Origin of the sequence: Paenibacillus sp. MY03, from assembly GCF_002165585.1 — a bacterium.
Lineage (GTDB): Bacteria > Bacillota > Bacilli > Paenibacillales > Paenibacillaceae > Pristimantibacillus > Pristimantibacillus agaridevorans.
Genome location: NZ_MXQD01000021.1, coordinates 31,196 through 48,483, shown reverse-complemented (window position 1 = coordinate 48,483; position 17,288 = coordinate 31,196). Strand labels below are relative to the sequence as shown.

The following is a 17,288-nucleotide window of genomic DNA, read 5'->3' as shown; positions in this document are numbered from 1 at the left end:
AAATCTCTAGAATAGCGTATGCGAGGGTAAATAGACGGAACATTTCCCACTAACTCTCCGAAGTATCTCCGAAGTAACTCTCCGAAGTAACGAATATGAAGGGGGACAGGTGAAGGGTTTCCTCTTAGTAGCAGCTTGTCTTGTCCGTTAGAATTTCATCATGCCCATTTTCAGCCGAATAACGTCTCACATGTCCGTAAGAACAGGAAATGCTGCTAGTTCAAAGGTTTGGGCGGGAAGGGAAGGGAAGGGAAGGGAAGGGAAGGGAAGGGAAGGGGCTAGAGAGAGGGGGATAGAGAGGGATAGAGAGGGATGGAAGGGGGGGGGAGAACGCCAGAAATCAATTTACGGGATGACGAACCTACCAGGATAAGAGAAGCGGGGAAGCGAGGCGTCAAATCGGCTCAAAAAAAACCGAAACAAAGGGGTTGCGCTTGACGTAACGTCAAGTGCTATGCTTTGAAGTAAGGAAAGTATATCTTCGCCATACTTTCTCTATGTATCTCGAATTGAAACGGGCTGCGCTGCCAAAGGACGGCACGGCCGAGTCACCTTGGCAGGAAGGGGAGGGGAGGGACTGTGATGAGCGACCAACACGAAAATGCGAACGGAAAAATCGGTAACGAAATGGCCGATGATCGGCGCACGTATACGATCGGGGCGTTCGCCCGCATGACGGGAACGACGGAGCGTACGTTGCGTTTCTATGATCGCAAAGGTCTGCTGAAGCCATCGGGGCGCAATGCGCAAGGGCATCGCTTCTATCAAGAAGGGGATCTGCTCCGGTTGCAGCAAATACTGACGATGAAATATTTGGACTTCTCGCTGGACGAAATCGCGGAGCATCTGGGCGATCGGAACCGTGATATGACCGCTACGCTTAATCTCCAGCGCGAGCTGCTAAGCCAGAAACGGGATCAACTGGATAAGGCGATTGGCACGCTGGACCGCATGCGGATGCTCCTTGAAGGAGCCGGAGAAATAGACAGCTCGCTGCTGCTTTTCTTCATACACAACATTCAGAACGAGGAAGCGCAGAAGCGTTACCTGGCGGAACGGCTGCCGGCTCCTGTTGTCGGCGCGATTTTTATGGAGGGCATGCCGGAGGCGGAACGGCTGGAGCTTGAGAGAAGAATGACGGCTGTGCTGGTTGAACTGACGGGCTATTGCCGCGAAGGTCGCAGTACAGACGATGAGGAAGTACTGCGCTCGGGGCAGCAGTTAGTAAAGCTTCTGAGCGAGGTCATCGGACAAGCGATGGAGCATCTGAGCGAAGAGCAAAAGAACGAGATGGAGCGAGCGATGTCCGAGATTGGCAATCCGGAAGCGGAGCTTGATCCCGCGCTTTTTTACAGCGGATTTTCGAAGGAGGAAGAGTTATTCCTCGCGGCTGTCATGGAAAAGGTCGGCGTTATGGAAGAGGATTGGCTGAAAGGAGTGAGTCAAGATGAACGTTAAACCGTTTCTGGCGCTTGTCGGCAAACACCGGCCGAAGGGCTGGATTATTGCCGCGGCCATAATATTGGGGCTGGGAGAAACAGCCTTGTCGCTCTTCATTCCGCTGCTCACGCGGGATGTCGTCGAGGAAGCCTCCGCATCCGCGTTGCAAAGCGCTACGGTCATTATGTTAGGTGCTGTATTCGCGCTACAGACCGCAATGTCGGGCTTCGGCGTCTATACCATGTCCTATGTCGGGCAGTATATGGTGGCCGGTTTGCGCCGGGAGGTTTGGGAGCGGGTGCTCCGCCTGCCCGTTTCGTTCTTCGACCGCAATACGTCAGGCGAGACGATGAGTCGGATAACCAACGATTCGAACGTCATCAAGGATTTTATCGTTGGGCATGTCATATCTTTCCTGGGAGGCATTGTCTCCATCGTTGGAGGCGTAGGCATTCTCCTGTACCTCGATTGGCGAATGACCTTGCTTATGCTGATCGCCGTTCCGGCGTCGCTGCTTATCCTGTGGCCGCTCGGCAGCAAGATGTTCGCGATCTCCAAGTCGATGCAGGATGAAACCGCGATGTTTCAGGGCGATCTGGGGCGAGTGCTGACGGAAATTCGGCTGGTCAAATCTTCGCTGGCCGAGCCGGCCGAACTGAGACAAGGACGCGGCCGCATTGGCAGCTTGTTCCGTTTCGGCATGAAGGAAGCGAAAATCATGTCCATTGTTACGCCGCTAATGATGTCCATCATGCTGCTCATTCTCGTGCTGCTTATCGGATACGGGGGCGTCAGAGTCGCGCAAGGAACGATCACGACGGGCGAACTTGTCGCCATCATTCTCTACATGTTCCAGATCGTCATGCCGTTTACGCAGATGGCATCGTTCTTTACACAGTTCCAGAAGGCGCTTGGCGCATCGCAGCGAATTATCGAGCTGATAGAAGAGCCGGCGGAGACGGAGCGGGGCATCGACGATCGTCCAGCGAATCAACAACGCGGGAGACGAATAACTGCTTCTGAAACGATTTCTTTTGAGAAAGTCAGCTTCGCCTATTCCCCGGATCGTCCCATTTTGAATGGGGTGTCGTTCGAGGCCGTCGCCGGCGGCATGACCGCTTTCGTAGGCGCCAGCGGCGCGGGCAAAACGACGATTTTTTCGCTTGTGGAGCGCTTCTACTCACCTACGGGAGGTACGATTCGTTACGGTGCAGACGACGTGTCTGCGATGTCGTTACAGCAGTGGCGGGACCGGCTGGCTTACGTATCGCAGGAAAGCCCTATGATGGCCGGCTCTATCCGGCATAATCTCACATATGGCTTGAGCTCGGATGTTAGCGAGGAACGAATTGCCGAAGCGTTGGAGGGAGCGAATCTGACGGAGCTGATCGCATCACTTCCCGATGGGCTCGAAACGGAGGTTGGCGAACGCGGCGTGAAGCTGTCGGGGGGCCAGCGGCAACGTCTCGCTATTGCGAGAGCGATGCTTCGCGACCCTGAATTTCTACTGCTGGACGAGGCAACGGCGCATCTGGACAGCGAGTCGGAGCGGCTCGTGCAGGATGCGTTGCAGAAGCTCATGCAGGGACGCACGACGCTCGTGATCGCACATCGCTTGTCGACGGTCAGCAATGCGGACCGGATCATTGTATTAGAGAAAGGCGAAGTGACGGGGCAAGGCACGCATATGGAGCTGCTTCGCTCCCATGAGCTGTACGTCAAGCTCGCGAAGGGACAGCATCTTGAGAGCGAGGCTGCGGTTTGATTGCCAAAGAGCCAGCCGCGATGCAAACGCGACTGGCTCTTTGTATATGGGGCGTTCGAGGGTTATACCGCCTGCAAGCCGACTTGGTTAAGCAAGTTCCAAGGTTTGTTGTAATGCGGCTGGAAGAAGAAGTCCACAAAGCCGAGACCATCCATCGTCATGCCGTTCTGAATGCAGACCGACAAGGTGTTGATCGATTGAGTCAAGTCGACCTTCGAGATGACCTGCGCGCCGAGGATACGGCCGGTGTCGGCATCGTAGACGACCTTCAGCGTAACGTCTTCGTAGGTCGGCATAAATTCCAGACGGTCATGGTCTTGCAGCGTTACTTGCTTGACGTTTAGGCCGGCTGCCGTCGCGGCCGTCTCTGTCAAACCCGTCGACGCGATATTGTAATCGTAAATTTTGATGCCCGACGTTCCTTGTGTACCCATGTACTGTACGGTTGGCTTCATCAGGTTGCGGGCAACCAGCGTACCCATCCGGACGGCATTGGTCGCAAGCGGGATGTAGGCATGCGCCCCGGTCGGGTTGTAGCGAACCGCGCAGCTGTCGCCTGCGGCGAACACGTCCGGCTTGCTGGTCCGCATATATTCGTCGACGATAATGGCGCCGTTCGGCAGCATGTCGACTTGTCCGCGGAGGAGATCCGTGTTCGGGCGGAAGCCGATGCAGAGAACGACCATATCGGCTTCGAACTCTCCGTCATTCGTCACGACCGCGGCTACCTTGCCGCTTGGATCTCCTTTGAACGATTGCGCCGTTTTTCCTAGTGCGAGCTGTACGCCTTTGTCCGTCAATTCCCGTTCCGTAATGTCCGTAAATTCGCGATCCAAATATTTGTATAGAATCCGGTCCATATTATCAATCAGCGTCACTTCTTTGCCCAATACCTCGAATGCTTCCACGAGCTCAATGCCGATGTAGCCGGCGCCGATGACCGCAATCCTGCGGGCTTCTTTGGCTTTCTCGATAATCGTCTGGGCATGCCCGTAATTTTTGCAGAGCAGAATGTTATCAAGTCCGATGCCGTCCAGCTTCGGAATAATCGGCCACGAGCCGGTCGTTACGACGAGTTTGTCGAAGCTGTGCGCGAAGGTTTCACCGGTCACGCTGTTTTTCACATCCAGTTGCTTCGCGTCGGTGTCGACATTCAATACTTCATGGCGCATATGCGTCATCACGCCCAGCTTGGCAAGCTGCTCCGGCGAAGCGTAGAACAGATCTTCCGCTTTCTTTACGACGCCGCCTACATGAAGAGCAATACCGCACGAGAGGAACGAGATATTGTCGTTTTTCTCGAAGACATGGATCTCGGCCTCGGGATAAAGTTTAACCATATTCAGAATCGCGGCGGTTCCGGCGTGTGTACATCCAATCACGGCAATGCGAGTAGGGGTTGTCATTTAAAGCGCCTCCTAATGTATATAGTGAATTAATTCACAATCCATAATGTGATTTATTTCACAACGTTGTCTTGCTCATATCATACGCCAAACAGGTCAGCATGACAATGTCAGAATTGTGAACAAATTCACAAACTAGGTATTGGGATTTCTTATGTTAAAATAGGACAAACCATCAAACCAACCACTAGAAAGGCGGGGATGCAATAATGACCGAACAAGGAACGCATGACGGGAAAATCGTGCTTATTACGGGAGCGGGAGCAGGAATCGGGCGCGAGCTGGCGCTGGCTTATGGGCGGGAAGGGGCATTGTCGCTCATTGCGGACCGGAACGAAGCCGGTCTGGAAGAAACGGCTGCGCTATTGGAACGCGAAGAGCTGGATTCCGCATCTTTTGTGGTCGATATCAGCAAGCCTGAAGAAGTAAGCCGCTTGTTCGCGGATATCGAGGTTATGTTCGGGCGATTGGATATCGTTGTCAACAATGCGGGCTTCGGTATTTGGAAGTCGCCGTACGAGCTGAAAATCGAAGAATGGGATCATGTCGTTCATACGAATCTGAGAGGCACGTTTCTCTGCTCGCGCGAGGGAGCCAAGCTGATGAGAAAGGATGGAATCGGCGGCTCCATCGTCAATATTTCATCGACGCGAGCGCACATGTCGGAGCCCTACTCGGAAGCCTATGCAGCATCGAAGGGCGGGATCCTGTCGCTGACGCACGCGCTCGCTGCATCGCTCGGTCCCGACGGAATTACGGTCAATGCGATATGTCCAGGTTGGATCGAGACGGGCGATTACGGCGCGCTGCGAACGGATGATCATGCCCAGCATCCTGCGGGACGAGTAGGCAAGCCGGAGGATATCGCTAAAGCATGTTTGTATCTGACGAATCCGCAGAACGATTTTGTGACGGGTACCCATATAACGGTGGACGGCGGCATGACTCGCAAAATGATTTACGCGGAGTAAGGGGCGCCTGAGGAATAACATGCGCAAAAGCAAGGTGAAACGGCTGCCGTCCTTTGGCGGCGCGGCTCTTAACCTTGCCGAGAAATAGAGAGAGACTATGGTGAAATCAGGAAATCATATGATTTCCTATACCGCGAAAAGCCTTCAACCCATTAAGACAATGGTTTGAAGGCTTTTTCGTTCAACAGGCGGGACCGGCTCATCCGCTTTGCTCCTTCTGAGGCCAGCCCCAAAAGCAAGAGCTGTATATAAAGGCTAGTTGCCGGATTTGCTCATCAGCCGTTGCAATTGTTCTTCCACCTGGGCGGAACGCTGTTCTCCCTTGATATCGACAGGGGCGTATCCGCCGCCTGCCCCGCATGTTGGTGCCGTTCTTGCAAGCTCGCGGGAGGCTTCCCATTCCATAACCTTCTGCTCGATTCTCTCGAAGCCCTTGCTCGCCGAACTGCTATGCAGGTGGGTCGGTCCGCCGTATACGCCATTGCCGTTGCCGGCTTCGCTCGTTGCCGACATTTGCCTTACGCGTGTCATTAGCTCTTCGCGTTTGCTCTGCAGACGAGTTTTCTCTTCCTTCAGACCTTCCACGCGCAAACGCAGGTCGTCTGCCGATTGTTTGGCGAGGTCGCGCAGCTTTGCGGTTTCCTCCGCTTGCTCCAGATATAGCAGCTTGGCTTCCAGCGCCATGCGTGCTTCTTGCTCACGGCCTTCCAACGCGGCTTGCTCCGCTTTGCCCTCGTAATATTGAGCCTGCCCATGCAGTTCTCCCAGCTTAGAGCCCATTACGCGTTCCTGGACGAGTTGTTGCGACATCGAACGTTCCGTGCGTTCGATCACCTCATCCAAGTCTCGCAAATAGTGGTTAAGCATCATAACCGGATTTTCCATTTTGTCCAGCATCTCGTTAGCGGCAGCCTTCGTCATATTCAATACGCGTTGTAGAATTCCCATGTAATTTCTCTCCCTATATGTTTAGTTTGGATGTGGTTGTTGTTGCTTTGGTTGTTGCCGGATTAGTAGTGGTCGACGAAACGGAAATCATTATACGGCGCCTTCGGAATGAACAGCGAAGCGATCAAGTAAATGAGTAGCACGCTGCCGAAGCTGAAGAAACCTGCAATAACGACCAGCATTCTGACGATGTTCGAGTCGATCCCCAGCCATTGGCCAAGTCCTCCGCATAATCCGGTTAATTTACTGTCCGAAGTGGAACGAAACAATTTTTTCATCTCGCATTCATCCTTTCGTGTTGCTCATCTATGTCCTTATTGTATAGCTCGGGCGAATGCTTCGTAACAGTCCGCAGTCTATTGTTGGAACTGGCCTTTAGGCGGGGCAGGACTCGGACGCACGACCGGGAGAGGGGATTGTGGTGAGGTAGGACGTTCGGAAAAAGGCTGCTCGGGAACCCAAAGGGGGCTCCTGAGCAGCCTAATTTAACTATTCGCCGAGCGGTCGCGCGGATGGTCATGCGAGTATGAAAAATCATACACAATCTGCCAAGTGGGCGTGCGATAGGGCATGCGAGTATGAAAAATCATATTCAAACCGTCGAATAGGCGCATGTTAGGCCATGCGAGAATGAAAATTCATACACAATCCGTCGAATTGGCCCATGATAGGGCATACGAGTATGAAAAATCATACACAATCCGCCGAGCGGGCGCTCGATAGGACATGCGAGTATGAAAAATCATACACAATCCGCCAAATGAGGCAGTGACGGACCGTGTGAGTATGAAAACAAACAAGGTCTCTCGGCCGCAACTCCAGCATGAAAATGGATCGAGCTGTTGGTAGAGCTGACGGTGACGAGAGCAAGCAAAGGATCTAACAATCCGCTGCGTATCGACTTTTAAGTGAGCTCACCATCGTATCCAATTCTTCCTCCGTGGGCATTATTAGTCGAGCAGCGGCTTCCTCGACACCGGCTGGCGTCTGCCTGCTCTGAATGGCAGACTTGATGGCAGCGGCGAAGACATGCGCGCCTTGCGGGCCAAGGCCGGCAATCTCCTCCAGACTGGCGGTGCTGTCGCCGACCACGATGGGATGGCCGAGAGAGTCGTCGCCGCAAGAGGCGACATCATAGAAGGCGCGGACGAGCTCGGCGCGAGTGCGGCCGGAGCCTTCTGCCACAACGAAAGCCTGTACGATCGATGCATGTGTCTGCCGCCGCTGGGCGATGCCGCAAAATTTGTAGCCTTCGATGCTCAGATCGAAGTCGCCGGGGCAATAGGCGCCTGCGATCTCCCCTTTCTCCACCAATCGACCGGTGCTCTGCAAGGCTTCCGCTATTAAATCATACATCCGTTCGAAGTCGTTATGGAATCGAAGATCCAAGGCATTTTTCTTGGGAAGAATGAGGGAGACATTAACGACCCCGGCATCCAGAGGAACGGCCGCTCCGCCAGAATTGCGTACAACCGTCATCCAGCCCCCCTCCTCCAGCCACTGCCTGGCTTCCTTGGCTCGCGGCATACGGCTATCTTTCTGGCCCAGCACGAATGCATGGGGATGGCGCCATAGATGACAGATCGCCGGTCCGCCTTTGCCGGCGCTTCGGCAGAGGAGCTCATCCAGGGCAAAGGCGTACAAGGGATCGCTATGGCGGAAATCGTTCATTCGATCGAGCAGCAGGATGGCGGGTTCTTCCTTGAAGGGCATGCAGGGTTCCTCGCTTATGGGAAAATGTACAGTCTACCCGTATTGTAACACCAATCCCTTCGCAGCGGATCCATCGAACCGGCCATCACTGCGATCCCCTTCGGCATCTTTCGGTGATCATTGCTGCGGAGTAGCGCGTGTCCAGACGACAGGGAAGTCATCCCCCGACAGGATTTCACCAGGCTGTACTTTTACGTGACTTTCCATCGGATGTCCGCCTGCAGGTTCATAGCGTGTATGACCAGGCATGTAGTGGACGGCAATCGCGCGTCGCTTTAATGAAGAACGATTGTGGGGGCTGCCGTGCCACGTTAAGCAGTGGTGATAACCTACTTGACCTTTTTTGATCTCGAATGGCACAGATTCGACGATTGCATCTGTAGGCAACAGTTCCGGTTGACGATGAAACGGTTTGAAATGATCGTCGCTTGCCAAGTAGCGCTGGTGGTTGCCCCAAAGATGACTGCCGGGCACCATCCACATGCAGCCATTCTCAATGACGGCATCATCCAAAGCGACCCAAGCGCTTACGAGATCAGCGGGTTGGATGATGGGCCAGAGGGGATGGTCCTGATGCCAGCCGGTTGGTCCGCCGGAATAAGGCGGCTTGTATTGGATCTGATCATGCCAAACTCTTACCGTATCTGTATTTGTTAGTTGAGCGATCTCTTCGCAAATCGTTGCATTCTGCGCATGCCGATAGAAGGCTTCGCTCGCCATCCAAATGTTGACGATTTGCACGACCTTTTCATTTACTGTCATGTCCATGCCCATATTTCCAGCGCCCTCCAGCAAATTTACATTCCTTACTGGTTTTCGCACGGACTTCCCTTCCATGACAAGATCAAGCTCTGCGCGCAGCAGATCGACCTCGGCTTCACTTAGTACGATCCCGCCTTTTAAGAAGCCATCCCGATGAAATTGTTCGATTTGCGCTTTTGTTAACATGTGTTGATAATCCCCTCTCATACCTTTATCAGGTAATATTTGATACTATAAGCATAGTGGAAGGGTTTTCAGATGTATTTGCAATAGTGCTAGATATCTTTATAATTATTCAACATTTTTCGGAGAATGGAATAAGGGAGCGCAGGTTGAGGTGAGAATATATTCTATTGTCGATTTGAAACCGACAGTCAACTTTGCAAGCCGTGATCAGGCCGAACCTTGCACGGTGTGGGGACCGCGGATTATTCCGGATTGTCAAATCTTTTATGTAATCAGAGGAAGTGCCGTGTTGCAACTGGGCAACGAACAGATCGCGATCGCTTCGGGGCAAGGTGTGTTTTTTGGAAGCGAGAGTCCTCATCGCCTGGAAACGCTTGAAGAGACCGACTACTATAGCGTTCATTTCCACTTCGATCATGTTTCTCCGGCGCCGGTTCATCCCGCATATGCGATTTTGGGCTGCGAGCCGGAGCAGCTCGCACAAGAAGCGGCTCGATATGAGGTCTCGCTTGGGGACCGTCGTGGCGAGCTTTTCCCTCACAAGTTCGCATATCCGGGGATGGAGCCTTTCTTATTGCGTTTGGTAAAGGAATATCGAGGCGGGCATGGTTGGTTTGATTGGAGCTTGCGCGGGATTATGCTGGAGATGATCACTCATATGCTGCGTTGCCAATTGGGGGAAATCAAGCGAGTTGTATCTCCTTTCCTGGCCGCTACTTTGGACGCCATCCGCGCAGAGCCTGAACGTCACTGGACTGTCGCCGAGTTAGCGGCGTTATGCGGTTATCATCCTGTCCATTATTCGAGATTGTTTAAGATGGAAATGGGAACCAGTCCGAAGGATTATTTGATGACGGAGCGAGTAAAACGGGCAAAACAATTACTGCTAAGCGGCGAAAGGATAGAGAGCATCGCAGAACGTCTTGGCTATAACAGTATTCATTACTTTTCGAATAATTTTAAGCAGCAAACGGGGCTTACGCCATCCGAATATCGTCAACAAGGCCGTGTGGATTTAGCTTGAAACAGGCGAGAACGGAATGATGCTTAGATTAAAAGGGTTGACGCCGCATGATGTATTTTCGTATTAAACAGTACGACAAGCGATTGAATTAATCGGTGAAAATATCAGGGTTTGACCTCATCCTTAAAAATATCCCGCCAGCTCGTCAACCCTGTCCGCATAATTGTCCAAGTCCCCACATAGACATGTTATCATCCAGTAAAAATTCGATGGTCAGAGGGGATGATTACATGCGTCGCATGGCATGGACGGCGGCAATTATTATGGTATTCGCGCTTGTTCTATCTGCTTGTGGTGGTACAAAGGACGCCGAGTCCGTGGTGAAGGATCTCGAGAAGTACGTGAACGACATGGAGAGTTACCAGGGCAACGGCACGATGACGCTTCATACCGGCCAGCAGCCGCTGACGTATCAGGTGGAGGTGTCGTACCAGACGCCGCATTACTACCGCATCAAGCTGACGAACGAGGAGAAGGACATTACGCAGATCGTGCTTCGCAACGACGATGGCGTATTCGTATTGACACCCAAGCTGAACAAAGTATTCCGGTTTCAAAGCGACTGGCCGCAAAATCAAGGCCAGGTTTATCTGTACCAGACGCTTGCGCAAAGCATCATTGTAGACAACTCCAGAGTATTCGCCGTAGACGAGGACGCCTACGTGTTCGACGTTATGGCGAGCTATAACAACGGCTCGTTAGCCCGTCAGAAGATCTGGCTGGACAAAGCGGATCTCAGCCCGGTACAGGTGGAAGTCAGCGATACGAACGCTTCCGTCGTCGTAGACGTGAAGTTCGACGACTTCGAGTTCGGAACGAAGTTCGAGCCGAGCGTATTCCAGACGGAAGCGAATATGCAAGCGGAAGCTTCCCCATCGGCCGGCAACGACGAACCGACCATAGCAACGCCGGAGAACAGCGACGATACCACGGCGCCTGGCGACGATGCCGTCGAAGACGAGGATACGGACGGCAAGGTTGAAGGAAGCGGCAATAACGAGGAAGAACCCGGCGACGAAGAAGCAGGTGCAGAAGAAGAGGATGCATCGACTGGCGTGGAAGGCGAAGAGCCGGCCGACTTCGTGGCTATGGGACCATCCTACCTCCCGAGAGGCGTATCGATGAAGGATGCCAAGGACATTGTATTCGGCGGCAATCCCGGCATGATTACACGTTATGAGGGAGTATACAGCTACACGCTCATTCAGACGATGCCGAAGGATGTGGCAACCACGCTTGTTCCCGGGCGTATGGTGGATGTCGGATTCGACAACATTGGCCAAATCACGGGCGATGACAAGCTGCAGACGCTTACCTGGACGTACGAGGGTCAGCAATTCCGCCTTACGAGCGATAATCTGCCGGAGAGCGAGATGTTGAAGGTTGCGCAATCGGTCCAAGGCGAGATGGCGAAATAAATAATAACCTGCTTCATACTCGGCTGGCATGGGATTTCCAATACGTGCCAGCCGATTCTGGCATGCATTGCATTGACAGTCCCGGCAGCCTCGTTTAACATTGATTTTATTGATGTTGACTGCCCGGATTGTTCCTGCATTTAAGAGGTTGTTCAAAAAGTCCGCTTTTGATCACGAAGTAAGCCTAGAAGCCTACTCGACATCGAATCTTGAATTCAGGCGAAACTTCCGGTGCTCACGTAGCTTCCACTACGCTCCGCTCCTCAGTTTCTACCTTCTTTCAATCTTCTCGGTGCTGAAAACCGGACTTTTTGAACTTGCATTGAAAGCAAGAGGAGAAGGTGAAAGACTTGGATTCGTATTATCGCCCTACGAGGGCAGAAATTTCGCTCGATGCCCTGCGGCACAATCTAACCGTTATACGCGCCGCGCTTCCCGGCGGCTGCAAGCTGATGGCTTCCGTTAAGGCGAACGCCTATGGTCATGGAGCCGTGGAGATTGCAAAGGCCGCCGAGAGCTTCGGCATTGATTATTTGGGCGTCGCGTTCCTGGATGAGGCGCTGGGACTTCGAAGAAGTGGCGTTCGCGCGCCTATTCTTGTATTGGGTTACGTGCCTGGTGATGCGCTTGGTCTTGCTCGAGAGCATGATATTACAATCAGCATGTTCAGGGAAGATGTTCGCGAGGCAGCGGAAAACCTTCCGGAGGCTCCGGATGGCCGCAAGCTCAAGATTCATGTGAAAGTGGACTCCGGCATGGGCCGTCTTGGCGTGCTGGGTCTGGAAGAGGCGGTATCGTTCGTCGAACATTGCCTGGCTACTCCGCAGCTTGAGGTTGAGGGCATGTTTACGCATTATGCGCGCGCGGATGAGCTGGACAAAGGATATACGAGATCGCAGCATGAGCGATTCTCTGCCGTTGCCAAGGCGCTTGAGGAGCGCGGTATCCGGCTACCGATCATTCATGCGGCCAACAGCGCCGCGGGGATGGAGACTCCGGAGTGGGCGGGCGGCATGGTGCGGCTTGGAATCGCGATGTACGGTTTGTACCCGTCTGCCGAAGTAAATCGGGAAAAGATCGCGCTTGCTCCGGTTATGTCGCTCAAGACGGAGGTTTCCTTCGTCAAGCAGGCGCCCGAGGGCTGGGGAATTAGCTACGGTACCCGTTATTTCGCAAAAGGCGGAGAGAGAATCGGCACGCTGCCGATCGGATATGCCGATGGGTACAGCCGGATGCTCTCGGGCAAAGCGCATGGACTTGTGCGCGGCGTCAAGCTGCCGATACGGGGCACGATCTGCATGGACCAATGCATGATTACGCTGGACGACGAGAGGCTGACGGCCTCCGAAGCCGGAGAGGTCCGGCAGGGCGAGGAGGTTGTGCTGATCGGACGACAGGGCGACGAAGTCATTACGATGGAAGAGCTCGCGGATCAGCTTGGCACGATCAACTACGAGATAGCATGCATGATCGCGTCCCGCGTGCCTCGCGTCTATACGTCTGGCGGGGCAGTCGTCTCGGTTCGCAACGAGCTTGCATAGCCGCGTCCGTATCTAGTGGGATTTTTTTCATGAAGGAAATTCCGGCAGCGACGGAGGAATTTGGGGAACGAATATCGAATGTACTGTAGAGGTTATTCTGCACGTCTCATGCATGCCGCGATATAGCATAATTGATATATGACTAACATAGATATGTTGAAGTATAGCGGAGGCTATATTTTGCCAGACTATAAGGGAGTATAAACGTGGGGCTGTAGATTTTATCATGCACGTGCACAGTGGCTTTGGAAAAGTTTTGGGGGTGTCAGTTCGGTGGCCAATATCCATAATACGAAAAGGATCATGATCAGCCTGCCCGATCAGCTGCTGGAGGAAGTCGACGGAATCGTCGCCAAGGAAAACTCCAATCGCAGCGAGTTTATTCGGCAAGCCATGAAGCTGTATCTGGTAGAGCGCAAGAAACGTCAAATCCGCGAGTCCATGCAGCGCGGCTATATGGAGATGGCGAGAATCAATCTGAACATGGCCTCGGAAGCGTTTCAAGCAGAGGAAGAAGCGGATCACACGTTAGGGCGTCTAGTGAGCGGGGTGTAGAGCTTGATCGTCAAACGCGGAGATGTTTTTTTTGCCGATTTGTCCCCAGTCGTAGGATCTGAACAGGGAGGGGTCCGTCCCGTTCTCGTAATACAGAATGACATCGGTAACCGCTTCAGCCCTACCGTCATCGTAGCTGCCATCACCGCTCAAATTCAGAAAGCAAAGTTGCCGACGCATGTAGAGATGGATGCGGCGACGCATGGCTTCGACCGCGACTCCGTCGTGCTGCTGGAGCAGATCCGTACGATCGACAAGCAGCGTCTGACGGACAAAATTACGCATTTGGACGACGAAACGATGCGAAAGGTCGACGACGCACTGTTGATTAGCGTCGGTTTGATCGATTTTTAAAATTTGTTATAGACAAATCATGACAATTATTGATATTATATACGCAATTGAACACTAAAGTTAAATGATATGTGACTACGAATGCGAAGAACGCATGCGATGAGCCGAGACCGGCTTACGCGTGCGTTCTTTTTTTGTCGTTGTCGGGAAGGGAGTGGAGAAGAGATGGGCAAGGGGCGAAATATGTGGCTCAGTCTGGTTGCGGCGGTATTATCGGCAGGTCTTGTCTATGGGCTGTACGATCTGCAGCGGCTGCAGGTGGAGCGCCAGGCGACCATGCCGGTCGTGGCTCCTGTTCGGTTTATTGCAGCGGGAGAACGAATTCAAGCGGAAGATTTGATGCTGCTCCGGCTGCCTGCCGAAGCTTATCAGAAAGAGATGGTTGAGGGAGTCGACGCCGTGGCCGGCAAGGAAGCCGTCGTGCCGATGGGAAGAGGGGAGCCCGTACTGGCATGGAAGCTGAACGAATACGGCCTTCAGCCGAGAGGTTCGGAAGCGACCTTTCAACTGCCCAAGGACTATATACGTTCCATCTCCAGCGGCATACGTGCCGGAGATCTTGTAACGTTGTTTGCATCGGGACCGGAAGGGGCTTCGACGCGTGTGTTCGACGAACCGGTCGTGGTAGCTTCCGTTAAGACGGCAGGCAACGTAGAGATAGACAATATGGAGCGTCCGCATCTGTTGTCGCTCGCCGAGGGCAATAAGGAAGAGATGTACGCGGCCCGCAGGGACGCCAACGGCAGCATCGACGCCATCAATCTGAATCTGACCGAGACGCAATGGCTGACCATCGACGAGCTGTGCAAGGGCGGAGAAGTCAAGCTTGTGATCGCCTACAGCCCGGCATCTTTCGAACGGATTGGCAATACGGTCGACGGGGAGTCCTCTATGTCCGGCATACTGCAGCAGGATCAAGAGACCAAGGAAGAGGAGGAGGAACAGCCATGAGCGGAAAGCAAGGGACGATGATCGTTTTTGTCGGCACGACGCCGAATATAGGTACGACAACGGCTGCATTCGCTTCGGCGATGAGGCTTGCGGAAGCGACAGACAAGCCGGTCGGCTATTTGTGCCTGCATCTCAAGAGCGCCAAGCTGCACCGGTTCCTCGGCGTGGACGAACCCGAAACGACGCTTGACAAGCTGCAGCCCGAGCTTCGGTCGGCGGCATTGACGCCGGCCATGCTGCAACGCGCGATGTTCGAGCTGCCGGGGCAGCGTAATCTCCGGGTGTTGTTCGGAAGTTTGAACAGGGAGCAGTCGGAATATTTTACCGATAGGGAAATTCAGCATTTGCTCGATGTGGCGGAGCGGACGTTCGCCTGCGTCGTGCTAGACGTCGGGGCGTACTGGGATAACGCGGCGACGGTATGCGCGATTCAGCGTGCTAACGTGCGGGTCGTAGTGACGACAGGAGCTCTGTCTCACTTCCAGGAGGACGGCAAACGATGGATTGGCGACGTATCCCCGCTGTTCAAGGTGCGCCCGGAGCAATACGAATGCCTTGTCATTCGTGCGCCTTGGGGACGTGACGCATACAGTGCCGCGCAGATCGGAAGAGAGCTTGGCTCAGCAGGAATCAGCGAGCTCCGTTTGTCGCAGACGTTGTTCGCCAGCCTGGATCAAGGTGCGTTTCACCTGTGGCTGAAGGAAGATAAGGCGGGAAGGGCGGCGATGTCGGGACAAGCGGGAAGGATCGTTTCCCGTTACGGGCTGGGGATGCCCGTGACTCGCGCCAAGCTTCTCGCATGGCCGTTCAAGCGAATGGGCGCGAGAGAAAGGACGGGGTCGGCATGAGTCGGGATCGGGCAAAGTTCTCTCCCGCGGAATTCGCGGCCAGGACGGGAGGACGGAATCCCGACAAGCAATCCGTGCCAGAGACCTCGGAAGCATTAGGGAAGCTGGAGGAGAGCCAATCGCCGGCAGAGGAGCAGAGCCAACTGGTGGATGACATACGCTCCTACTTAAGCGCGCCGAGAGGGCTCACGGAGGAAGAGCGCAGAGCTTATGGCGAAACGCTTAATCGTGCCGTGCTGGGTTTCCCGCAGGAGCGGGAGCAAGTGCTCGCGATTATCGAGGAGCGTCTCATCCGTTTGCGCATCCAGCGGGTGGAAGGTTGGCGGCATCCTTACGCGACATTGGCGGAAGCGCTGTTTGCAGAGGTGGTGGGACTCCATGTGCTGGAGCTGGTGCTTGCGGATCGGGAAGGACTGGAGGAAATTCAGGTCGTAGGAACGCGAATCTACGAAGTAAGGAGCGGATTCGGGACGCTGTCTAGGTTCGCATTCGAAGAGCTGAGAGATGTGGAACGCATCCAGCAAAATTTGGTGTTGTTCAACAACGACCGGATAACGCCGCGCAAGCGCTGGGCGGAAGTGATGCTGCGCGACGGCTCGCGCGTCACCATGACGGGCTTTGGTTTTACGGCAAGTCCTACGCTGACCATTCGGTTCTATACGATGCGCACGTTCAGTCTGACAGCGCTGGCGGACTATCCTTACAGAACGATGAATGCAAGGGTGGCGGGGCTGCTCAGGGCCATCCTTCATGCGAGATTCAATATCGTCGTCATCGGCGCAACAAACTCCGGCAAGACGAATTTGCTGAAGGCGCTCATTGCGGAGCTTCCCGACGAAGAGCGAATCATTACGATTGAAGGCCGATTCGAGATGATGCTCGGGCGCGACTTCCCGGACAAAAATATCGTCGAATACGAATCGTCAGAAGAGGATGGCGGCCACTCTTCCGCACAGGCATTTAAGCTGGCGCTAAGGCAATCGCCGCAGCGGATCGTTCATGCCGAAATCCGCGACGAGGACGCCAACATCTACGTTCGCGCATGCACGAGAGGGCATAGCGGCAGCATGACGACGGTTCATGCGAACGAGCTGGAAGACGTGCCGGAGGCGATTACCGATATGTGCATGCTGGATGGCAGGGCGATGAACGCGGAGCGGCTTTCGAAGCGGATAGCCGAATATGTGACGGAGGTAGGGATCCAGATGAAGATCGTGGCAGGCCGCCGAATTGTTGCGCGCATTGGAGAGCTGGGCTGGCGGGGCGGAGAAGCCTTCGTCCAGGACTGGGCGGTGTACGACGAGCTGCAGGATGATTGGCGATTCGAAGCGGAGCCGTCCGAGAGGAAGGCAGCGAAACTGGCGGCGGCGGGGTATTGCACATGACACTTGCTTACGAGCAATGGG

The 17,288-nt window shown here is 54.1% G+C and carries 16 protein-coding genes; 11 read left to right on the top strand and 5 right to left on the bottom strand.

The features are described from left to right. The first annotated feature begins 582 nt into the window (after positions 1 to 582). Together B1748_RS19235 and B1748_RS19230 are read left to right on the top strand one after the other, a co-directional pair. Positions 583 to 1,458: a MerR family transcriptional regulator gene (locus tag B1748_RS19235; protein ID WP_087569563.1), complete on the top strand. Its 876-nt coding sequence runs from the start codon at positions 583 to 585 to the stop codon at positions 1,456 to 1,458. After that, entirely contained in the window at positions 1,448 to 3,205 is a 1,758-nt protein-coding gene (locus tag B1748_RS19230) for an ABC transporter ATP-binding protein (RefSeq protein WP_087569562.1), read from the top strand. Before B1748_RS19235 ends, B1748_RS19230 begins: the two co-directional genes overlap by 11 nt. 62 nt (positions 3,206 to 3,267) lie before the next feature. Here B1748_RS19230 and B1748_RS19225 read toward each other — a convergent pair whose 3' ends face one another. Then, positions 3,268 to 4,611, bottom strand: a complete 1,344-nt coding sequence (locus B1748_RS19225; RefSeq protein ID WP_087569561.1) for an FAD-dependent oxidoreductase — start codon at positions 4,609 to 4,611, stop codon at positions 3,268 to 3,270. A gap of 209 nt (positions 4,612 to 4,820) precedes the next feature. Between B1748_RS19225 and B1748_RS19220 the strand changes: the two genes are divergently transcribed. Next, positions 4,821 to 5,582 carry an SDR family NAD(P)-dependent oxidoreductase gene (locus B1748_RS19220; RefSeq protein WP_087569560.1) on the top strand — a complete coding sequence of 254 codons (762 nt, stop codon included), beginning with the start codon at positions 4,821 to 4,823 and terminating at the stop codon, positions 5,580 to 5,582. 255 nt (positions 5,583 to 5,837) lie between these two features. Here B1748_RS19220 and B1748_RS19215 read toward each other — a convergent pair whose 3' ends face one another. The 4 genes from B1748_RS19215 to B1748_RS19200 form a co-directional block, all read right to left on the bottom strand. Beyond that, positions 5,838 to 6,530 carry a PspA/IM30 family protein gene (locus B1748_RS19215; protein ID WP_087569559.1) on the bottom strand — a complete coding sequence of 231 codons (693 nt, stop codon included), beginning with the start codon at positions 6,528 to 6,530 and terminating at the stop codon, positions 5,838 to 5,840. A gap of 62 nt (positions 6,531 to 6,592) precedes the next feature. Further along, positions 6,593 to 6,808 (bottom strand): PspC domain-containing protein, encoded by a 216-nt coding sequence (locus tag B1748_RS19210; RefSeq protein ID WP_087569558.1) that lies wholly within the window; start codon positions 6,806 to 6,808, stop codon positions 6,593 to 6,595. Positions 6,809 to 7,409: 601 nt separating this feature from the next. Then, positions 7,410 to 8,243, bottom strand: a complete 834-nt coding sequence (locus tag B1748_RS19205; RefSeq protein ID WP_087569557.1) for a lipoyl protein ligase domain-containing protein — start codon at positions 8,241 to 8,243, stop codon at positions 7,410 to 7,412. 117 nt (positions 8,244 to 8,360) lie between these two features. After that, the gene (locus B1748_RS19200) at positions 8,361 to 9,191 is read right to left on the bottom strand and encodes a phytanoyl-CoA dioxygenase family protein (protein ID WP_087569556.1); all 831 of its coding nucleotides are present in this window, start codon (positions 9,189 to 9,191) and stop codon (positions 8,361 to 8,363) included. A gap of 151 nt (positions 9,192 to 9,342) precedes the next feature. Here B1748_RS19200 and B1748_RS19195 point away from each other — a divergent pair, with 151 nt between their 5' ends. The 8 genes from B1748_RS19195 to B1748_RS19160 all read left to right on the top strand — a co-directional run bounded on the left by B1748_RS19195 (position 9,343) and on the right by B1748_RS19160 (position 17,267). Further along, positions 9,343 to 10,215: an AraC family transcriptional regulator gene (locus tag B1748_RS19195; protein ID WP_087569555.1), complete on the top strand. Its 873-nt coding sequence runs from the start codon at positions 9,343 to 9,345 to the stop codon at positions 10,213 to 10,215. 230 nt (positions 10,216 to 10,445) lie between these two features. Continuing rightward, the gene (locus tag B1748_RS19190; RefSeq protein WP_087569554.1) at positions 10,446 to 11,633 is read left to right on the top strand and encodes a LolA family protein; all 1,188 of its coding nucleotides are present in this window, start codon (positions 10,446 to 10,448) and stop codon (positions 11,631 to 11,633) included. A 350-nt stretch (positions 11,634 to 11,983) separates the two neighbouring features. Next, a complete protein-coding gene (alr, locus tag B1748_RS19185; RefSeq protein WP_087569553.1) occupies positions 11,984 to 13,174 on the top strand; it encodes an alanine racemase in 1,191 nt (396 codons plus the stop codon). A 273-nt stretch (positions 13,175 to 13,447) separates the two neighbouring features. Next, the gene (locus B1748_RS19180) at positions 13,448 to 13,729 is read left to right on the top strand and encodes a CopG family ribbon-helix-helix protein (protein ID WP_087569552.1); all 282 of its coding nucleotides are present in this window, start codon (positions 13,448 to 13,450) and stop codon (positions 13,727 to 13,729) included. Between the two features lie 3 nt (positions 13,730 to 13,732). Next, positions 13,733 to 14,083: a type II toxin-antitoxin system PemK/MazF family toxin gene (locus tag B1748_RS19175; RefSeq protein ID WP_087569551.1), complete on the top strand. Its 351-nt coding sequence runs from the start codon at positions 13,733 to 13,735 to the stop codon at positions 14,081 to 14,083. Between the two features lie 165 nt (positions 14,084 to 14,248). Next, positions 14,249 to 15,034, top strand: coding sequence for an SAF domain-containing protein (locus B1748_RS19170; protein ID WP_087569550.1), 786 nt, complete (start codon positions 14,249 to 14,251; stop codon positions 15,032 to 15,034). Further along, on the top strand, positions 15,031 to 15,882 hold the full coding sequence (locus tag B1748_RS19165) for a CpaE/TadZ family protein (protein WP_087569549.1): 852 nt from the start codon (positions 15,031 to 15,033) through the stop codon (positions 15,880 to 15,882). The genes B1748_RS19170 and B1748_RS19165 overlap by 4 nt, the downstream gene beginning before the upstream one ends. Continuing rightward, positions 15,879 to 17,267, top strand: a complete 1,389-nt coding sequence (locus tag B1748_RS19160) for a CpaF/VirB11 family protein (protein WP_087569548.1) — start codon at positions 15,879 to 15,881, stop codon at positions 17,265 to 17,267. The genes B1748_RS19165 and B1748_RS19160 overlap by 4 nt, the downstream gene beginning before the upstream one ends. Positions 17,268 to 17,288 lie beyond the last annotated feature (21 nt).

Coding starts and splice junctions, on each gene's coding strand:
- B1748_RS19200 (WP_087569556.1), bottom strand. CDS start 9,191: ATGTTAACAAAAGCGCAAATCGAACAATTTCATCGGGATGGCTTCTTA.
- B1748_RS19205 (WP_087569557.1), bottom strand. CDS start 8,243: ATGCCCTTCAAGGAAGAACCCGCCATCCTGCTGCTCGATCGAATGAAC.
- B1748_RS19170 (WP_087569550.1), top strand. CDS start 14,249: ATGGGCAAGGGGCGAAATATGTGGCTCAGTCTGGTTGCGGCGGTATTA.
- B1748_RS19160 (WP_087569548.1), top strand. CDS start 15,879: ATGAGTCGGGATCGGGCAAAGTTCTCTCCCGCGGAATTCGCGGCCAGG.
- B1748_RS19215 (WP_087569559.1), bottom strand. CDS start 6,530: ATGGGAATTCTACAACGCGTATTGAATATGACGAAGGCTGCCGCTAAC.
- B1748_RS19230 (WP_087569562.1), top strand. CDS start 1,448: ATGAACGTTAAACCGTTTCTGGCGCTTGTCGGCAAACACCGGCCGAAG.
- B1748_RS19235 (WP_087569563.1), top strand. CDS start 583: ATGAGCGACCAACACGAAAATGCGAACGGAAAAATCGGTAACGAAATG.
- B1748_RS19190 (WP_087569554.1), top strand. CDS start 10,446: ATGCGTCGCATGGCATGGACGGCGGCAATTATTATGGTATTCGCGCTT.
- B1748_RS19165 (WP_087569549.1), top strand. CDS start 15,031: ATGAGCGGAAAGCAAGGGACGATGATCGTTTTTGTCGGCACGACGCCG.
- B1748_RS19225 (WP_087569561.1), bottom strand. CDS start 4,611: ATGACAACCCCTACTCGCATTGCCGTGATTGGATGTACACACGCCGGA.
- B1748_RS19210 (WP_087569558.1), bottom strand. CDS start 6,808: ATGAAAAAATTGTTTCGTTCCACTTCGGACAGTAAATTAACCGGATTA.
- B1748_RS19220 (WP_087569560.1), top strand. CDS start 4,821: ATGACCGAACAAGGAACGCATGACGGGAAAATCGTGCTTATTACGGGA.